Origin of the sequence: Nocardia tenerifensis NBRC 101015 (assembly GCF_000308715.1) — a bacterium.
In the GTDB taxonomy this organism is placed as follows: Bacteria; Actinomycetota; Actinomycetes; order Mycobacteriales; family Mycobacteriaceae; genus Nocardia; species Nocardia tenerifensis.
The window spans coordinates 1-14,053 of the sequence record NZ_BAGH01000241.1; the positions used below are offsets into that span (position 1 = coordinate 1).

Sequence of the window (14,053 nt, forward strand, 5' to 3'; positions counted from 1 at the left end):
GCCTCCAGCCAGACCTGCATCCCGCACTTCCAACAGCCCTGCACCCCGCATTCTCAGCCAGCCCTGCCCCACCTCCAGCCAGCCCGGCACTCCGCACTTCCAGCCGGCCCTGCATCCCACGGGGGTTCCGGCCAGCCCCTGCACCCCGCGCCTTCACGCCAGACTTGCATCCCGCACTTCGAGCCAGCCCGGCATTTCGACTTCCAGTCGGCCTGCATCCCACGGCGTTCCGGCCAGATCTGCATCCCACGCTTCCAGCCAGCCTGTGCCCGACGCTTCCGGTAAGGCCTGCTCACCGCGCTTCACGTGGGCCGTGCGCGCCCTTTTCCACTACCCTCTGCGCACCGCCGCCGGGCGTCTGCGGGCGGTGCCAACGACAGCGTGTAGTTGACTGTGCTCTACCATCGTGACGTGCTGTATCGCGCCTTTCTGCGACTCGTCGACAAGCTGCCGCTTCCCTCGCTGCGTGTGCAGCGACTGATCGCGATCGCGGTCATCCTGACTCAGGCGGGGATCGCGGTTACCGGCGCGGTCGTCCGGGTCACCGCCTCCGGTCTCGGCTGCCCGACCTGGCCGCAGTGCTTCCCCGGCAGTTTCACGCCGGTCGGCGTCTCCGAGGTGCCGGTGCTGCACCAGACGGTCGAGTTCAGCAACCGGCTGCTCACCTTCGTCGTCTCTCTGTTCGCCGCGCTGATCGTGCTCGCGGTCACCCGGGCCCGGCGCCGCCGCGACGTCCTGACCTACGCCTGGCTGATGCCCGGCGGCACGCTGCTGCAGGGCATCATCGGCGGCATCACCGTGCGCACCGGCCTGCTCTGGTGGACCGTCGCCGTGCACCTGCTGGCGTCCATGCTGATGGTCTGGCTGGCCGTGGTGCTCTACTCGAAGATCAACGAACCCGACGACGGCATCGAGGTCGTCCAGGCGCCCGCACCGCTGCGCTGGCTCACCGGCCTCAGTGGCGTCGCGCTGAGCGGCGTGCTGATCGCGGGCACGCTGGTCACGGGCGCGGGGCCGCACGCGGGCGACAAGAGCATCGAGCGTCAGGTCGAGCGGTTGCAGGTCGAGATCGTCACCCTCGTGCACCTGCATTCGCAGCTGCTCGTCGGCTATCTGGCGCTGCTGATCGGGCTGGCCTTCGGTTTGTATGCGGTGGGCATCACCCCCGCGGTCCGCAAGCGGCTGTTCGTGCTGCTCGCCCTCGTCTGCTCGCAGGCCTTGGTCGGTGTCGTGCAGTACTTCACCGATGTCCCGGCCGTGCTCGTCGTCGTCCACGTGGGCGGGGCCGCCGCGTGCGTCGCGGCGACCGCGGCCCTCTGGGCCTCGCTGCGCACCAGGGAGAAGATCGCCGTTCCGGCGACCCAGCCGGCCTGAGCCCGACTACCCGCCGGTCGGCTACGCTCGGGTGATGGCCGAGAGGTGGGAGTGATGCGACCGGATCAGCCGAAAGTCGCGCCGCCACAGCCGTTTCCCGAGATCGAGCCCTACGCGCACGGGCTGCTCGAGGTCGGGGACGGTCAGCGGATTTACTGGGAGACCAGTGGAAATCCCGACGGCAAGCCGGCTTTGGTCGTGCACGGCGGCCCGGGCGGCGGAGGTAAGCGCGGGGCGCGCAAGACCTTCGACCCCGCCGTCTACCGCATAGTGCTGTTCGATCAGCGCGGGAGCGGCGAGAGCCTGCCGCACGCCTCGGACCCGGCGACCGATCTGGCGCACAACACCACCGAGCATCTCATCGCCGACATGGAGCGGCTGCGCGAACACCTCGGCATCGAAAAGTGGCTGCTGTACGGCGGTTCCTGGGGTTCGACGCTGATTCTCGCCTACGCCCAACGCTATCCGGCGCGGGTCTCGGAGATCGTCCTGCTCGGCGTCACGATGACCCGCCCGGAGGAGACCGACTGGCTCTACCGCGGCGTCGCCCGCTTCCGGCCGGAGGCGTGGGCCGCCTTCCGCGACGCGCTGCCGGAGTCCGAGCGCGACGGGAATCTCGTTGCGGCGTACAGCCGTTGGGTCAAGCACCCCGACCCGCTGGAGCGGGCGGCGGCGGCGCACGCGTGGTGTGCGTGGGAGGACGCGGTCATCGCGCACGAAACCCTCGGCCGCCCAGGCCAATACAGCGACAAGCCGGATGCGGACCTGCTCGCCTTCGTCCGCATCTGCACGCACTACTTCGCCAACGACGCCTGGCTGCCCGACGGGCAGCTGCTGCGCGACGCACACCGGCTCGCCGGGATCCCCGGTGTGCTGATCCACGGGCGGCTCGATCTCGGCAGCCCGCTGTACACGGCCTGGCAGCTGGCGCAGGCCTGGCCGGACGCGGAGTTGCATGTCATCGATGAGTCCGGGCACACCGGCAGCCCGACCATGCTCGCGACGATTCTGGATGCTGTTGCGCGGTTCGGACTTTCGGCTGGGAGGCGCTGACCCTCCTCAAGGCGCGAGCGTCGCCCGCAGAAACGCGACCAGTTCCGCCCGCACCCGCGCCTGGTCCAGCCCTTCGGCCCCGCCGCGGATCGCGGACAGCAGGGCCGCGAGCAAGGTCGAGAGCAGGATCTCACCGGTGAATCGCGGGTCGAGCGCGGGATCGAGGTAGCCGAGTTCGATGCCCCGCTCGATCCGCGTGGCCGCCTCGTCGCCGTACACCCGCAGCTTTCGCAGGGAGCGCTCGGCCACCCGGTCGTCGATCGTCGCGGCCTCCAGCAGGATGAAGTTGACCATGCCCGGCTCGTCCTCGACCAATTCGTAACAGCGGTCGACGATGTGCGCGACCAGCTCACAGAACTCGTCCAGGGTCGTGGGCCGCTGTCCCGTGATGGCCCGGCCGAAGACGCGGTCGCGGATGAGCGCGAAATAGTGGTCGATGACGGCGTCGAGAATGTCGCGCTTGTTGTCGAAGTAGTTGTAGAACGTGCCGTGGCTCGCGCCCGCCCGCGCGGCGATGTCGGCGACGACCACGGACCGATAACCCTTGTCCACGAACAGTTCATGGGCGGCGAGGACGAGTTCGGCCCGGCGTTTGGCGCTGCGTTCGGCGGCGTTCATCGCGCCGCTCCGGACGCGGCGACATTGCTTGGCCGCAAAGCCTTTTCGAGCAGAATCAGCACGCCTGCGGTGATCCGCTCCCGGTCCGCGGCGGAGTTCTCGCCCCGCATCTCCTGGAGCAGCCCCGGCACGCCGAGGGTCAGGATGATGTGCGCGGTCACCTCGGCGTCGAGGTCGGCGCGGACCCAGCCCGCCTCGATGCCGAGCCGAAGTTCTTGCGCCACATAGGTGCTGACGAGCAGTTCGAGGCCGAGCAGCCGATCGCTGAGCTCCTTGTCGATCGCGCTCGCCTCGACCAGCAGCAGGCGCACGAAATCCGGTTCCTCGTCCAGCATCTCGAACCACCGCCCGATGGCCGCCCTGACGTCGGCGAGCAGCTCCTCGACCGAGGACGGCCGCCGCAGCAGGGTCTGCGGCCGCAGCATGTCCACGAACTTCTCGATGCCGAAATCGACGACATGGTCCAGGATTTCGCGTTTGCTCGCGAAGTAGCGGTAGACCGTGCCCTGGCCGATGCCCGCGTGCGCGGCCACGTCCGAGATCGCGGTCGCCTCGTAACCGCGGGCGACGAACACGGCGTACGCCGACTCGATGATCTGGCGCCTGCGCCGCTCCACCAGGCCGGGCTGCGGCGGCCGTCCGCGGCGCGGCGCGGGGGGCTGGTCCGGCACAGCACTCCCTCTCGACACCAATCAGGACGAACAACCCATAACTCTATCAACGCCCCGGCGACTCGCCCTTCGGGCCGTAATCGACCACCTGCCAGTCACCCCCGTTCTTCGCCACGGTGACCACCAGCAGGTTCGGCACCGTCGCCGGCGTCGGCTGCTGGATGTTCTGGGTCTTCTGCGTCGCGAACACCGTCACCGAGTACCGGTCGTTGCCCGGCGCGTCCACCGCCGTGCCGAGCACCTGCCCGGTGGCCACCACCTGCGCCTCGGTCATGATCTTCGCCAGGGTGTCGTGCACCTCGTCGTAGCGCTTGCGCAGGGCGTCGGAGGTGCCGCGCTGCACGCCGTCGAAGAAGGCGGGCAGGTTCTTGTGGTCGTAGGTGAGCGAGCGCAGCGTGTAGTCCTTCGCGACCTCGGCGGCCTTGTCGCGGTCGGCGTTTCGCGCGCGCAACGCGTCGAGGTCGTCGGAGGTGGACTGCCAGGACAGGCCGAGGGCGATGCAGAGCACCGCCAGCAGCACGGTGAGGCCGCCCAGCACGACGCTGATGCCGCTGTGCCGCAAGGGCTTCGGAGGTGTCTGCGACGTCTCGTTCTCGGTCATGGGGTCCTCCACTCTCTACTTCGGAACGTCGAGCGTGACGCGTGCGGTGCCGTTGCCCGGAAAGACCGCCGACAGCAGGTCGATGATCGAACCCGCGTCCACCCGAACGGGTTTCAGCACGCTGGTGGACGGCCGCAACGCGGTGGCGATGTGCGCCAGATCGGGGCCGAGGACGGCGAGGTACTGATCGATCTTCTGCACGAGGGGTCCGAGCGGTTCGTCCCAGACCTGCTCGCCCGCATAGGAATAACCCTGGAAGCTCTTGATCAGGTGCACCGCTTCGGGTAGCACCTCGGTGAAGTCGGCTGCCCAGCCGCCGATCACGGGCCCGTAGCCGTCGAAGTTCTCGGCGAGAGCCTGGCCGTTCAGGTACAGCCGGGTGATGGCGTCCCGCTTGTCGTGCAGCAGCTGCGCCGTCATGGTCAATGCCTTGGTGAGCGTGGCGATCTCGCGCTCCCGGCCCGCGTAGCCCTGCGACAGGATGGCGGCGAGCCGCTCGATCTTCGCCGGATCGATCTGCGCGTTCAGCACATCAAGCTTGGCCAGCGCCTCGCTGACTGTCGTCGCCACGCGCACCTGACGCGCCGGAACGACGCTGCCGTCGGTGAGGTACGGACCCGCCATTCCGGTCGGACGAAAGTCCATGAACTGCTCGCCCGCGGCCGACAGATTGCTGACGCGCACCTCGCTCCCGATCGGCACCCGATACTTCGCGTCCAGCTCGAGCCGCACCGCCAGGCCCGTGCCGGTCGCGGTGATGGCGCGCACCCGGCCGATGCGCATGCCGCGCAGGTCGACCTGGGAGGTCTGCATCAGGCCGCCGGACGAATCCATCAGCACCGTCACGGTATTCGTCGTGCGGCGCGGATCGAGGTCGAGCACCCCGACGGTCAGGTACGCCGCGCACACCCCGGTCAGCACGAGCAGCAGCACCAGCGAGACCGGACCGGACAGCTTCATCGGACCATTCCTATCGACCGGAGCACCGTGATCATCTCGTCCGAGCGCGCCGCGGCGTCGGCGGCGATCGCCTCCGCCGTCACCCGCTGCACCCGAATGTTCGGCGGCGCACTGAAAAACGGGATGAGCTTCTCGCGCAGCAGCCGGTTCACCGTGTCCACGTTCCGCGGCACCGTCGTGTCGGAGCTCGCGATGGTGAGCGCGGCGGGGGCGAGAACGCCGATGATGTCGTGCAGGTCGCCGCGTATCGGCAGCGCGAGATCGCCTACATGCACGGCCAATTCGCCGCCGTCGATGATCAGCTGGACGAGCCCGAAGAGCACGTCGGACAGGCCGGCGGCGCGGCTGGGCCCCAGCACGAGGGCGCGGTCGACGTTGTCCTTGTTCGCCTCCAGCGTGGTCGTCACGCTCGCCGCCGCGGCCAGGATCCGGTCCAATTCGGCGCTGTGCGTGGCGAGATCGTGCAGTGCGTTCCTGCCGCCGACCATGATGCGCGCCACATCGGCGGGGTCGGAAGGGAAGGCGGCGTTGACGTTGGCGATGAGTTCCTGCATCTCGCCGAAGCGCCCGCCGGTGACGATATTCGACAGCGCCCGCAGGATGTCCTCCACATTGGCGGCGGGCAGGGTGCGCGAACGCGGGATGACGTCGCCGTCCGTCAGAAACGGCGGGCCCGCGTTCGGCGGCGACTGCAGGGCGATATGGATATCGCCGAGGATCGTGCTCTGGCGCAGCTCCGCGGTGGCCGTCTTGGGCAGTCGCACATCGGCTTTCAGGTCGACGGTGGCGACCGCGGTATCCCCGATCAGCTCGATCCGGTCGAGCATGCCGACCTCGACGCCTTCGGCGACGACCTTGGCCCGGTCGGGCAGGTTGAGCACCGAGCCGAACTCGATCCTGATCGCGAAGGTGTCCCCGGCGAGGTATGTCCCCGGGATCGGGATGTCGGTCGCTCGTAACCCGCAGCCGCTCAACAGAAGCGCCACTGCGGCAAGGATCGTAATCAAGCGCTTCATCGCGCCCCCAGCGAGCCGAGGATCACCCGGGCTAAACCGGTTTGGCTGCCGTCTACCGATTCGTACTGCGGCGGAGCGTAATTCACCCGCACCGAGCCGTTGGCCGGGTCGAAGACCCGGACCAGCCGATCGGTCAGCGGCGGCAGTCGCACGAGCAGGTCCACGATGCCGCCCGCCTGCACCGCGTAGCGATGCGCCTCGGGCACGACCCGGTCCAGGAAGTCATAGGACTGCTGGTCGTACTTGCCGACATTGCGGGCGATCACCGGCAGGAACTCCAGCGCGAGATCGACCGCCCTGGACAGTTGCGCGGAGAAGCCGTCGACCAGCTGGATGCCGTTCTTCAGATTGTCCAGCAGCGCCTGCATATCCGGCCAGTTGGTGATGAACATGGTGGTGAGCTGGTCGAGGTTGTCGACGAGCCGGCGGATCGCGCCATCCCGGTCGGCCGGATCGCCGATCACCTGGGACAGCCGCTGTAGCAGTGCGTTCCACTGCGGGCCGGTGCCGTCCAGCGCCCGGACCGCGCCCGTGAGCGTCTGGTCGAGCAGGGTGTCCGACGGCGCGCCCGGCGTCGGCGACTGCTGCGCGCCGAGCAGGTCGCCGGCGAGGCGGGCGATCGCGTCGAGCGCCTCGCTGATGCCGACCGGAGTCTTGGTGCGCTCCAGCGGAATACAGCGCGCGGTATCGAATTTCGGGCCGCCGGTGTAGGTCTTGGCGAGCTCGACGTGCCGGTCGGTGACGATGGAGCTGGAGATGGTCACGGCGGTGATGTCGGCGGGCAGATCGAGCGTGCCGTCGATCGTCATGGTCACCCGCATGCGATCGCCGCGCGCCTCGATGCCCGAGACGGTGCCCACCTCGACGCCGAGCACGGTGACGCTGTTGCCCTCGTAAAGCCCTACCGTATCGGTGAATTCGGCACACACGCGCTGCGTAGTCGGCCGCACCCGGTCCACCCAGCTCGCGCCGCTCACGCCGACGACCACCGCGACCGTGACGACCACGGCGGCGGCGACCGAACCCGTTCTGCTCAGCACCCGCATCAGCACGCCCTCCCCTCGAACGGAACGCACAGTGCCGGACCGCGAATCACGTCGGCGGACTGGTCGATGGTCACCGCGTCCGCGCCGAGCATGGCCGAGATCTTCGCGATGAAGTCCTTGATCCCCGCGATCGCGGTGTCGAGCCGGGCGGGGTCTTGCACGAGTTTGTTGAACAGCTCCTCGAACTCGGCGACCGACGGCTCGAGCGAGTCGCCGTAGGCCAGCACCGGCCGGTGGATCACCGCGAAGAACCGCTTCAACAGCTCGAAGACCTGGACGATCTCGCCCTTGCGCTGTCCAAGCACCACCGCGACGACGCCGAGTTCGCGCACGAAGTCGGCGAGCACCGCCCGGTCGGTCGCGATCGCGCCGACGTACTCGTCGGAGACCCGCACCGCGGAGTCCAGCTGCCTCGACCGTTCGGCCAGCACGCCGGTCAGGTCGTTGACGTTGCCGATGATCGAGCGCACCGCGTCGGGCTGACCCGCCAGCGCGGCGTTCACCTCGGCGACGGTGGCGCGCAATGTCTTTCCGTCGACCTGACCGAGCGCCGGGGTGGCGACGTCGAGGATGTCGGTCAGCTCGAACGGTGTGGTGGTCCGCTCCGGCGGAATATGCCTGCCGCCCAACGGTTCCTTGCCCTGGGGCGCGAGCGACAGGTAGTGGCCGCCGATCGGTGTCAGCATCTTCACCGCCACCGAGGAGGCGTCGCCGACGTGCACGTTCCGGTCGATGCCGAAGCGCACCTCGACGTGGTCGCGGACCAGGCTGACCGAATGGACCTGGCCCACCTTGATTCCCGCGATCCGCACCTCGTCGCCGGTCCTGGCACCGCCCGACGTGCGGAAGTCCGCCGTATAGGACTGCTCCCCGAACGGCACCGCGTAGACGACCGCGGCGGCCAGCAGAGCGAGCACGGTCAGCAGCACCCCCGCTATGCCCCACCGCAATTGGGTCCACGACTCCGACTTCTCGGCGCGCAGTTGCCAGAGCTCGCCGAGCAGCCGGAACGGAAGCCCGGCCAGTTGCCTTGTCGCACCGCTCATTTGCATACCACCAGCCTCTGGTTACCGAGGACGATCTCGCCGATGCCCGGTAGACCTAGCTCGCCGCCCGCGCACGTGTACGTCTTCGCCTCGCCGCCGGCCGGGATGTTCCGGTTGAGCCCGCTGATCAACGACGGCACCAGCGAGAGGATCTCGACGATCTGATCGGTCTGCGGCAGCACCCTGCGCAGCAGCCCGTCCAGCGGCAGGTAGCTCTCGTCGTAGGCGCCCTGCAACTCCTCGAGCAGCGGAATGAGCGGCGCGAGAGTGCGATTGGACTGTTCGATGGCCTTGATGATCATCGACGTCCGGCCGCCGAACTGGCTCAGTATGCCGTCCAGCTGCTTGACCAGATCGCCGACGGCGGCGGACTTTCCGCCGATCGAGCGGGAGATCTCGCCCAGGTTGTTGATCAGCAGCACGATCACCGCCTCGCTGCTCTTGGCGTGCTGGGTCAGCCGGTCGAGGTCGGCCAGGACCGGGCCGATGCCGCTGCCGTCGCCCTGCAGCACCCGCAGGATGTTCGTGCCGAACTGGTTGAGCTGAGCGGTATCCAGGGTCTCGAACAGCGGCTTGAAGCCGTTGAACAGTTTGGACACATCGAAACTCGGGATGGTGCGCTCCACCGGGATGGTGGCTCCGGCCGCCAGCGGCACGCCGCCGGGCCGCGCGGTCATCAACTCCACATAGCGCTGGCCGATCAGATCCTGGTACCGCACAGCGGCTTCGGTGTTGTCGTAGAGCGGACGCTGCCGGTCCACCGTGAACCGCACACGGGCATTCGTGCCGTCCAACTCGACGCGGTCGACCTTACCGACCGCCACCCCCGACATCCGCACCACGTCCCCCGTGTAAAGCCCTGAGACGTCGGTGAAGACGGCGTCGTAGGAGACCTTGTCCTGCGGCACCGGCGTATTCAGCGCCGCCACGATGAAGGCTGCGCAGACCGCGACGATCGCGACGAAGATCCCGAGCTTCACGGCCGCGCCGGTCACACTGTTCATCGCGGCGCCCCGATCACCGAATCCGCAAGGTATGGCATGTTTTTCACGATCAGCTCGAGCTGCAGCTGCACCCGGCCGTCGACCATCGGGAACGCGTCGCCGATCCGTTCGAGCAGCGCGGGGAGCCGGTGGTACGCGGGCGCGACGGTGCCGATCGACGCGCTGATCGGCACCGCCAGATCGAGCACGCCGCCGATGATCGCGGCCAGGTCGGGGTTGTCCCGGCGCAGCAGATCGGCGACCGGCAGCAGCAGCGCGGTGTCGAGCCCGGACAGCGAAAGCTTTGTCCGCTCGCGGTTCTCGGCGGTGCCGAAGTACGCGCTGTTGTCGAGCACGCCGAGGATCACGTCGACGACCGGCGGCGTCGTCTGCGCGACGCCGGTGCCGACGTCGGCGCCGATCTCCAGGTAATGCCCCAGTGGCGCACGCTGATTCGTGGCGAGCACCCGCGCGGTCGCGAAGAACGAGCGCACCGTGGGGCCCAGCGCGGCGGTGTTGTCGAGCAGCAGGTCGAACAGCGCGCGCACGGTCTGGGAGTCGAGCACCTGGGTCAACCGCGCCGCCCTGCGGAACACACTGGCCACGGTGGCGTTGCTCGCGTTCTCGCCGATGAACAGGGTGGTGTTCTCCGGCAGTCGGCCGCCGCGCCCGTTGTTCACCAATTCTATTGCGCTGGAACCGAAGATGTTCGACGAGGTGAACCGCGCCGACACGTCGTCGGTCAGCGCGCCGGCCTGGACGCGATCCAGCGACAGCTCGATGCGCTGGTGCCCGTAACCGACGGTCTCCACCTTGCGCACCGTGCCGATTCCGTAGCCGCGGAACTTCACCTCCGCGCCCGGCGCGAGCCCCTCGCCGAGGGTGGCCGCGTCGATGGTGAGCTCGAACCGGTCGGCGAATCGGCCCTGCGCGTACTGCGTGGTGAACACCGCGACCACCACGATGACCGCCGCCACGACCAGCCCGCGCAACCGCAGCATCCACCGCCCCGCCGCACGCCCCGAATGATCGACGAACACGGCCTCACCCCGATATCTTGATGCCGACGTCGACACCCCAGAAGACGATCGTCATGATCATGTCCGCGATCACCACCAGCACCAGGCTGGCGCGGATCGCCCGGCCCGACGCCCGCCCGACCCCCTCCGGGCCGCCGGTCGCGTAAAACCCTTGGTAGCCGTGGATCAGGATGATCATGACCACGAAGACCGTCGCCTTGATCAGCGACGCGATCACGTCGCCGGGTTGCAGAAACGCGTCGAAGTAGTGGTAGTAGGTGCCCGAGGACTGCCCGTGCAGCACATTGACGACCACCGCGCAGGACAGGTAGCTGAGGATCAACGTGAGCAGGTAGAGCGGGACGATGGTGATCATGCCCGCGATCACCCTGGTGGTCACCACGAACGGAACGGGCCGGATGCCGATGGCCTCCAGCGCGTCGATCTCCTCGGAGATGCGCATGGCGCCGATCTCGGCGGTCATCCGGCAGCCCGCCTGCGCAGCGAACCCGATCGCGGCGACCATGGGCGCCATCTCCCTGGTGTTCGCGTAGGCGGAGACGAACCCGGTGAGCGGGCCCATGCCGACCATGTTCAGCGCCGTGAACCCCTCGACTCCGATCGAGCCGCCGACCGCGACGCCCAGGAAGACCAGCACCGCCACCGTGCCGCCGCCGACGATGATATTGCCGCTGCCCCAGGTGATGTCGGTGAGGGTGAGCATGGTCTGGCGGCGGTAGGAGCGCAGGGTGTGCGGTACGGCGAAGAGAACCTGGGTCACGAAAGTCAGCTGGTGGCCTAGGGATTCGAACAGCGTCAGCGGTCCGCGAGTGCCGCGCTCGACGAGACGACCGACCCGGCCGAACGGCCGATACTGAGCGGGCACTTGCCCACCCGTCACCCGACCACCGCCCCTCATCGAATCGCTCCGCGATGCTCGCCCACCCGTCACCCGACCACCGCCCCTCATCGAATCGCTCCGCGATGCTCGCCCACCCGTCACCCGACCACCGCCCCTCATCGAATCGCTCCGCGATGCCGGTTCATCAGCCCACCTTCTGTGGCAAGAACATCGAGACCAGTTGGGTGATAACGAGATTCACACCGAACGCGGCGATCACCCCGATCACCACGGCCGCGTTCACCGCGTTCGCCACGCCCTTGGGTCCATGCGTCGCCTCCAGCCCGCGCTGGCAGGCGACGATCAACACGATCACCCCGAACACGACCGACTTCCCGATCGCCACCGCGAGATCCGCCATGGTCGCGAAGGCCGCGAACGAAGACAGGTAGCTACCGGGCGTCACCCCTTGGAAGCCGACCGCGACCACGTACCCGGTGAACACCCCCATGAAAATCACCAGCAGGCACAGCAGCGGCGTCAGCACGACCATGGCCGCCAGCCGCGGCGCGACCAGCCGCCGCACCGGGTCGATTCCCATGGTGCGCAACGCGTCTACTTCCTCGCGGATCGTGCGGGCGCCGAGGTCCGAGGCGATCGCCGAGCCCGCCGCGCCGCCGAGCAACAGCGCCGTCACCATCGGCGCGCCCTGCCGGATGACGCCGAGCCCGCCCGCCGCCCCGGCCACCGAGGTCGCACCGACCTGCTGGGTGAGGCTGCCGACCTGCACCGAGACGATCACGCCGAACGGAATCGCTACCAGCACAGCGGGAATCGCGGTCACACTGACGATGAACCACCCCTGCTGCAAGGTGTCCCGCCAGGGATGTCGCAGCTTCAGGAGGTCGCCGACGAGGTAGGTGAACGCGGCGGTGGCGAGTTGCAGTGTGCGCCCGAATGTCCGCAGGCTCCGCAGCACCAGCTCGAATCCCCACCGCGCCAACGGCTCGGAGACTCGCGCGACCCTGTCGACGACCACCGCTACCTCGATTCCGCCGGCCCCACCCCCGACGAGGCTCAATTTAACCGACTGATATGTCACTCTGCGGCGTATTGACGGAAATCGGTTCAGTGACTGGGACAGACGGAAACACTGAGCTTCCCCGGACTGACCGGCCGAATAATGTTCAGCGGGAACCTAGCTGCGACGGATTCAGACCGGCCGCCGGTGCGCCTGCCCCTCCTCGCACGCCACTGTCCCGGCCACTTAGATCGGCGATCGAGTTCGCCCGCTCGCTCGCACCATTCCCAGCATTCGCACCGTCGCAGAGCCCTAGACGCAGTGCGGATCTTTGGAAGGAGTGCGGTCTCCAAGGCGCTGCTGTAGCAAACCCTGCGCTTCGGCACCTAAGAGGTCTGTGCGCTGCGGATTGTCAGGGCGTACCGATCCACGGCTCGAAGAGCCGGTCTACCCCGCCTGTGGCGAGTTGAGTAGCCAGCCATGCGTTGAGGGTGGTGGCAAGCATCGGGTCGTCCTTGCGGACCAGGAGGACCTTGCCGAAGGAGTCAAAAGGCTTGTCCGGGTGCAGAACTTGCAGCCCCGGATGTTGGCGTACCCGGTAGCGGCCCTCGACGGCGTCGGTGACGAACACGTCCGCGCGGCCCTGCTCGACCTCGTCGAAAATGGTGCGGTTCTCCGGCCAGAGGGTCAGCTCGGCCTCGGGAAAGTTCTTGCGCGCGAACTCCTCGTTGGTGCCGCCGCGGTTGGCGATCACGCGCACGCCTGGGCGGTTGATCTGCTCGATAGTCGAGAATTCAGCGCCGGTGTCGCGGCGGGTGATCGGCGTCTTGCCGTCGGTGCCGTAGACGAGGGAGAAGTCGGCGAAGGCACGCCGGGCGGGCGCATCGGAGATCCCGCCGACGGCGATATCGCAGTGCAGCGCGGCAAAGTCCGTCTTCATGCTCGCCCACGTAAGCGGAACGAACTGCACCGGGCGGCGGAGCATATCGGCGAACCCGCGCGCCAAATCGATGTCCACGCCGCGATATTCACCCGCGCCCTCGACCATCGCGTACGGCGGGTAGTCGCCGGGCGTACACACCCGCAAAGCATTCGGGGCGTCAGCACTCGCCGAAATCGACGGTGCCACAAGGACGCTGGGCCCGACCAGGAGAACCACGCCGAGCCGCCGAAGTGGCGTGACCGCGCCCGCCGTCACCGCACCGAGCCGACGCAGCAGCATCACCGCTCCCCCGTCACCGCACCGAGCCGACGCAGCGGCATGACCACGCCCCGCGCCACCGCACCGGGCCTCCGCAGCAGCATGACCACGCCCGATGTCACCGCCTCGAGCCGCCACAGTAGCGTGACCGCACCCGGCATCACCACACCCGTCGTCACCGCACCGAGCCGCCACAGCGGCATGACCACTCCCGGCACCACCGCGCCAAGCCGCCACAGCTCCCGCACCGCTCAGTTCTCGTTGCGCGCCTTGGGGAATCGCTTTTGATTGGCCACCCAGCCCGCCATCTTCGCCCAGTGCGACTTGCGCGGGGTGGCGATCGAGGTCAGCTCGCGGTCCCACTCGTCGGCCTCGGTGAGGCCGTCGACGGTGGCGACGAGTTCCTTCGCGGCGGCGAGGTCGGCGACGACCCGGTCGCCGAGGATGCCGTCGGAGCCGACCAGCGTGACGCGGACACCGACGCGGCCGACCGGCTGCAGCACGGCAGTAGCCGACCCGCCGTGATCGGCGACGAATCCCTTGACGGACGCCACGATGGCCTTCGGCAACTTCACCGGGGCGGTGGCGGCATGAGCACTCATG

General features: G+C 68.3%; 16 protein-coding genes. 2 read left to right on the forward strand and 14 right to left on the reverse strand.

From position 1 onward, the window contains the following. Positions 1-411: 411 nt before the first annotated feature. Complete coding sequence (locus ON39_RS19150; protein ID WP_040736299.1) at positions 412-1,374, forward strand: COX15/CtaA family protein; 963 nt, start codon at positions 412-414, stop codon at positions 1,372-1,374. Between the two features lie 54 nt (positions 1,375-1,428). Beyond that, on the forward strand, positions 1,429-2,427 hold the full coding sequence (gene pip / locus ON39_RS19155; RefSeq protein ID WP_040736238.1) for a prolyl aminopeptidase: 999 nt from the start codon (positions 1,429-1,431) through the stop codon (positions 2,425-2,427). Positions 2,428-2,433: 6 nt separating this feature from the next. On the opposite strand, the gene ON39_RS19160 is transcribed toward pip, so the two are convergent. From ON39_RS19160 to ON39_RS19225, 14 genes are all read right to left on the reverse strand, one after another. Next, positions 2,434-3,045, reverse strand: a complete 612-nt coding sequence (locus tag ON39_RS19160) for a TetR/AcrR family transcriptional regulator (protein ID WP_040736240.1) — start codon at positions 3,043-3,045, stop codon at positions 2,434-2,436. Next, positions 3,042-3,716: a TetR/AcrR family transcriptional regulator gene (locus ON39_RS19165; RefSeq protein ID WP_040736242.1), complete on the reverse strand. Its 675-nt coding sequence runs from the start codon at positions 3,714-3,716 to the stop codon at positions 3,042-3,044. Before ON39_RS19165 ends, ON39_RS19160 begins: the two co-directional genes overlap by 4 nt. A gap of 46 nt (positions 3,717-3,762) precedes the next feature. Then, a complete protein-coding gene (locus ON39_RS19170; RefSeq protein WP_051186800.1) occupies positions 3,763-4,317 on the reverse strand; it encodes a hypothetical protein in 555 nt (184 codons plus the stop codon). A gap of 15 nt (positions 4,318-4,332) precedes the next feature. Continuing rightward, positions 4,333-5,277, reverse strand: coding sequence for an MlaD family protein (locus tag ON39_RS19175; RefSeq protein WP_040736244.1), 945 nt, complete (start codon positions 5,275-5,277; stop codon positions 4,333-4,335). Next, positions 5,274-6,263 carry an MlaD family protein gene (locus ON39_RS19180; protein WP_051186801.1) on the reverse strand — a complete coding sequence of 330 codons (990 nt, stop codon included), beginning with the start codon at positions 6,261-6,263 and terminating at the stop codon, positions 5,274-5,276. The genes ON39_RS19175 and ON39_RS19180 overlap by 4 nt, the downstream gene beginning before the upstream one ends. Positions 6,264-6,289: 26 nt before the next feature. Further along, positions 6,290-7,369 (reverse strand): MCE family protein, encoded by a 1,080-nt coding sequence (locus ON39_RS19185; RefSeq protein WP_146251436.1) that lies wholly within the window; start codon positions 7,367-7,369, stop codon positions 6,290-6,292. After that, the gene (locus ON39_RS19190; RefSeq protein ID WP_040736248.1) at positions 7,339-8,385 is read right to left on the reverse strand and encodes an MCE family protein; all 1,047 of its coding nucleotides are present in this window, start codon (positions 8,383-8,385) and stop codon (positions 7,339-7,341) included. Before ON39_RS19190 ends, ON39_RS19185 begins: the two co-directional genes overlap by 31 nt. Then, positions 8,382-9,389: an MlaD family protein gene (locus ON39_RS19195; protein ID WP_040736250.1), complete on the reverse strand. Its 1,008-nt coding sequence runs from the start codon at positions 9,387-9,389 to the stop codon at positions 8,382-8,384. Before ON39_RS19195 ends, ON39_RS19190 begins: the two co-directional genes overlap by 4 nt. After that, positions 9,386-10,408 carry an MlaD family protein gene (locus ON39_RS19200; protein WP_040736252.1) on the reverse strand — a complete coding sequence of 341 codons (1,023 nt, stop codon included), beginning with the start codon at positions 10,406-10,408 and terminating at the stop codon, positions 9,386-9,388. The genes ON39_RS19195 and ON39_RS19200 overlap by 4 nt, the downstream gene beginning before the upstream one ends. A 4-nt stretch (positions 10,409-10,412) precedes the next feature. Then, positions 10,413-11,201: an ABC transporter permease gene (locus ON39_RS19205; RefSeq protein WP_373283704.1), complete on the reverse strand. Its 789-nt coding sequence runs from the start codon at positions 11,199-11,201 to the stop codon at positions 10,413-10,415. 232 nt (positions 11,202-11,433) lie between these two features. Then, complete coding sequence (locus tag ON39_RS19210) at positions 11,434-12,267, reverse strand: MlaE family ABC transporter permease (protein ID WP_040736256.1); 834 nt, start codon at positions 12,265-12,267, stop codon at positions 11,434-11,436. Positions 12,268-12,661: 394 nt separating this feature from the next. Further along, the gene (locus ON39_RS19215) at positions 12,662-13,471 is read right to left on the reverse strand and encodes a transporter substrate-binding domain-containing protein (RefSeq protein WP_051186805.1); all 810 of its coding nucleotides are present in this window, start codon (positions 13,469-13,471) and stop codon (positions 12,662-12,664) included. Continuing rightward, a complete protein-coding gene (locus ON39_RS19220; RefSeq protein WP_040736259.1) occupies positions 13,471-13,698 on the reverse strand; it encodes a hypothetical protein in 228 nt (75 codons plus the stop codon). The genes ON39_RS19215 and ON39_RS19220 overlap by 1 nt, the downstream gene beginning before the upstream one ends. A gap of 3 nt (positions 13,699-13,701) precedes the next feature. Then, positions 13,702-14,052, reverse strand: coding sequence for a hypothetical protein (locus ON39_RS19225; RefSeq protein ID WP_040736261.1), 351 nt, complete (start codon positions 14,050-14,052; stop codon positions 13,702-13,704). Between the last annotated feature and the right edge of the window lies 1 nt (position 14,053).

Bases quoted from the DNA above. Each gene is read 5' to 3' on its own strand.
- pip (WP_040736238.1), top strand. From the start codon at position 1,429: ATGCGACCGGATCAGCCGAAAGTCGCGCCGCCACAGCCGTTTCCCGAG.
- ON39_RS19160 (WP_040736240.1), bottom strand. From the start codon at position 3,045: ATGAACGCCGCCGAACGCAGCGCCAAACGCCGGGCCGAACTCGTCCTC.
- ON39_RS19170 (WP_051186800.1), bottom strand. From the start codon at position 4,317: ATGACCGAGAACGAGACGTCGCAGACACCTCCGAAGCCCTTGCGGCAC.
- ON39_RS19175 (WP_040736244.1), bottom strand. From the start codon at position 5,277: ATGAAGCTGTCCGGTCCGGTCTCGCTGGTGCTGCTGCTCGTGCTGACC.
- ON39_RS19190 (WP_040736248.1), bottom strand. From the start codon at position 8,385: ATGAGCGGTGCGACAAGGCAACTGGCCGGGCTTCCGTTCCGGCTGCTC.
- ON39_RS19195 (WP_040736250.1), bottom strand. From the start codon at position 9,389: ATGAACAGTGTGACCGGCGCGGCCGTGAAGCTCGGGATCTTCGTCGCG.
- ON39_RS19215 (WP_051186805.1), bottom strand. From the start codon at position 13,471: ATGCTGCTGCGTCGGCTCGGTGCGGTGACGGCGGGCGCGGTCACGCCA.
- ON39_RS19225 (WP_040736261.1), bottom strand. From the start codon at position 14,052: ATGAGTGCTCATGCCGCCACCGCCCCGGTGAAGTTGCCGAAGGCCATC.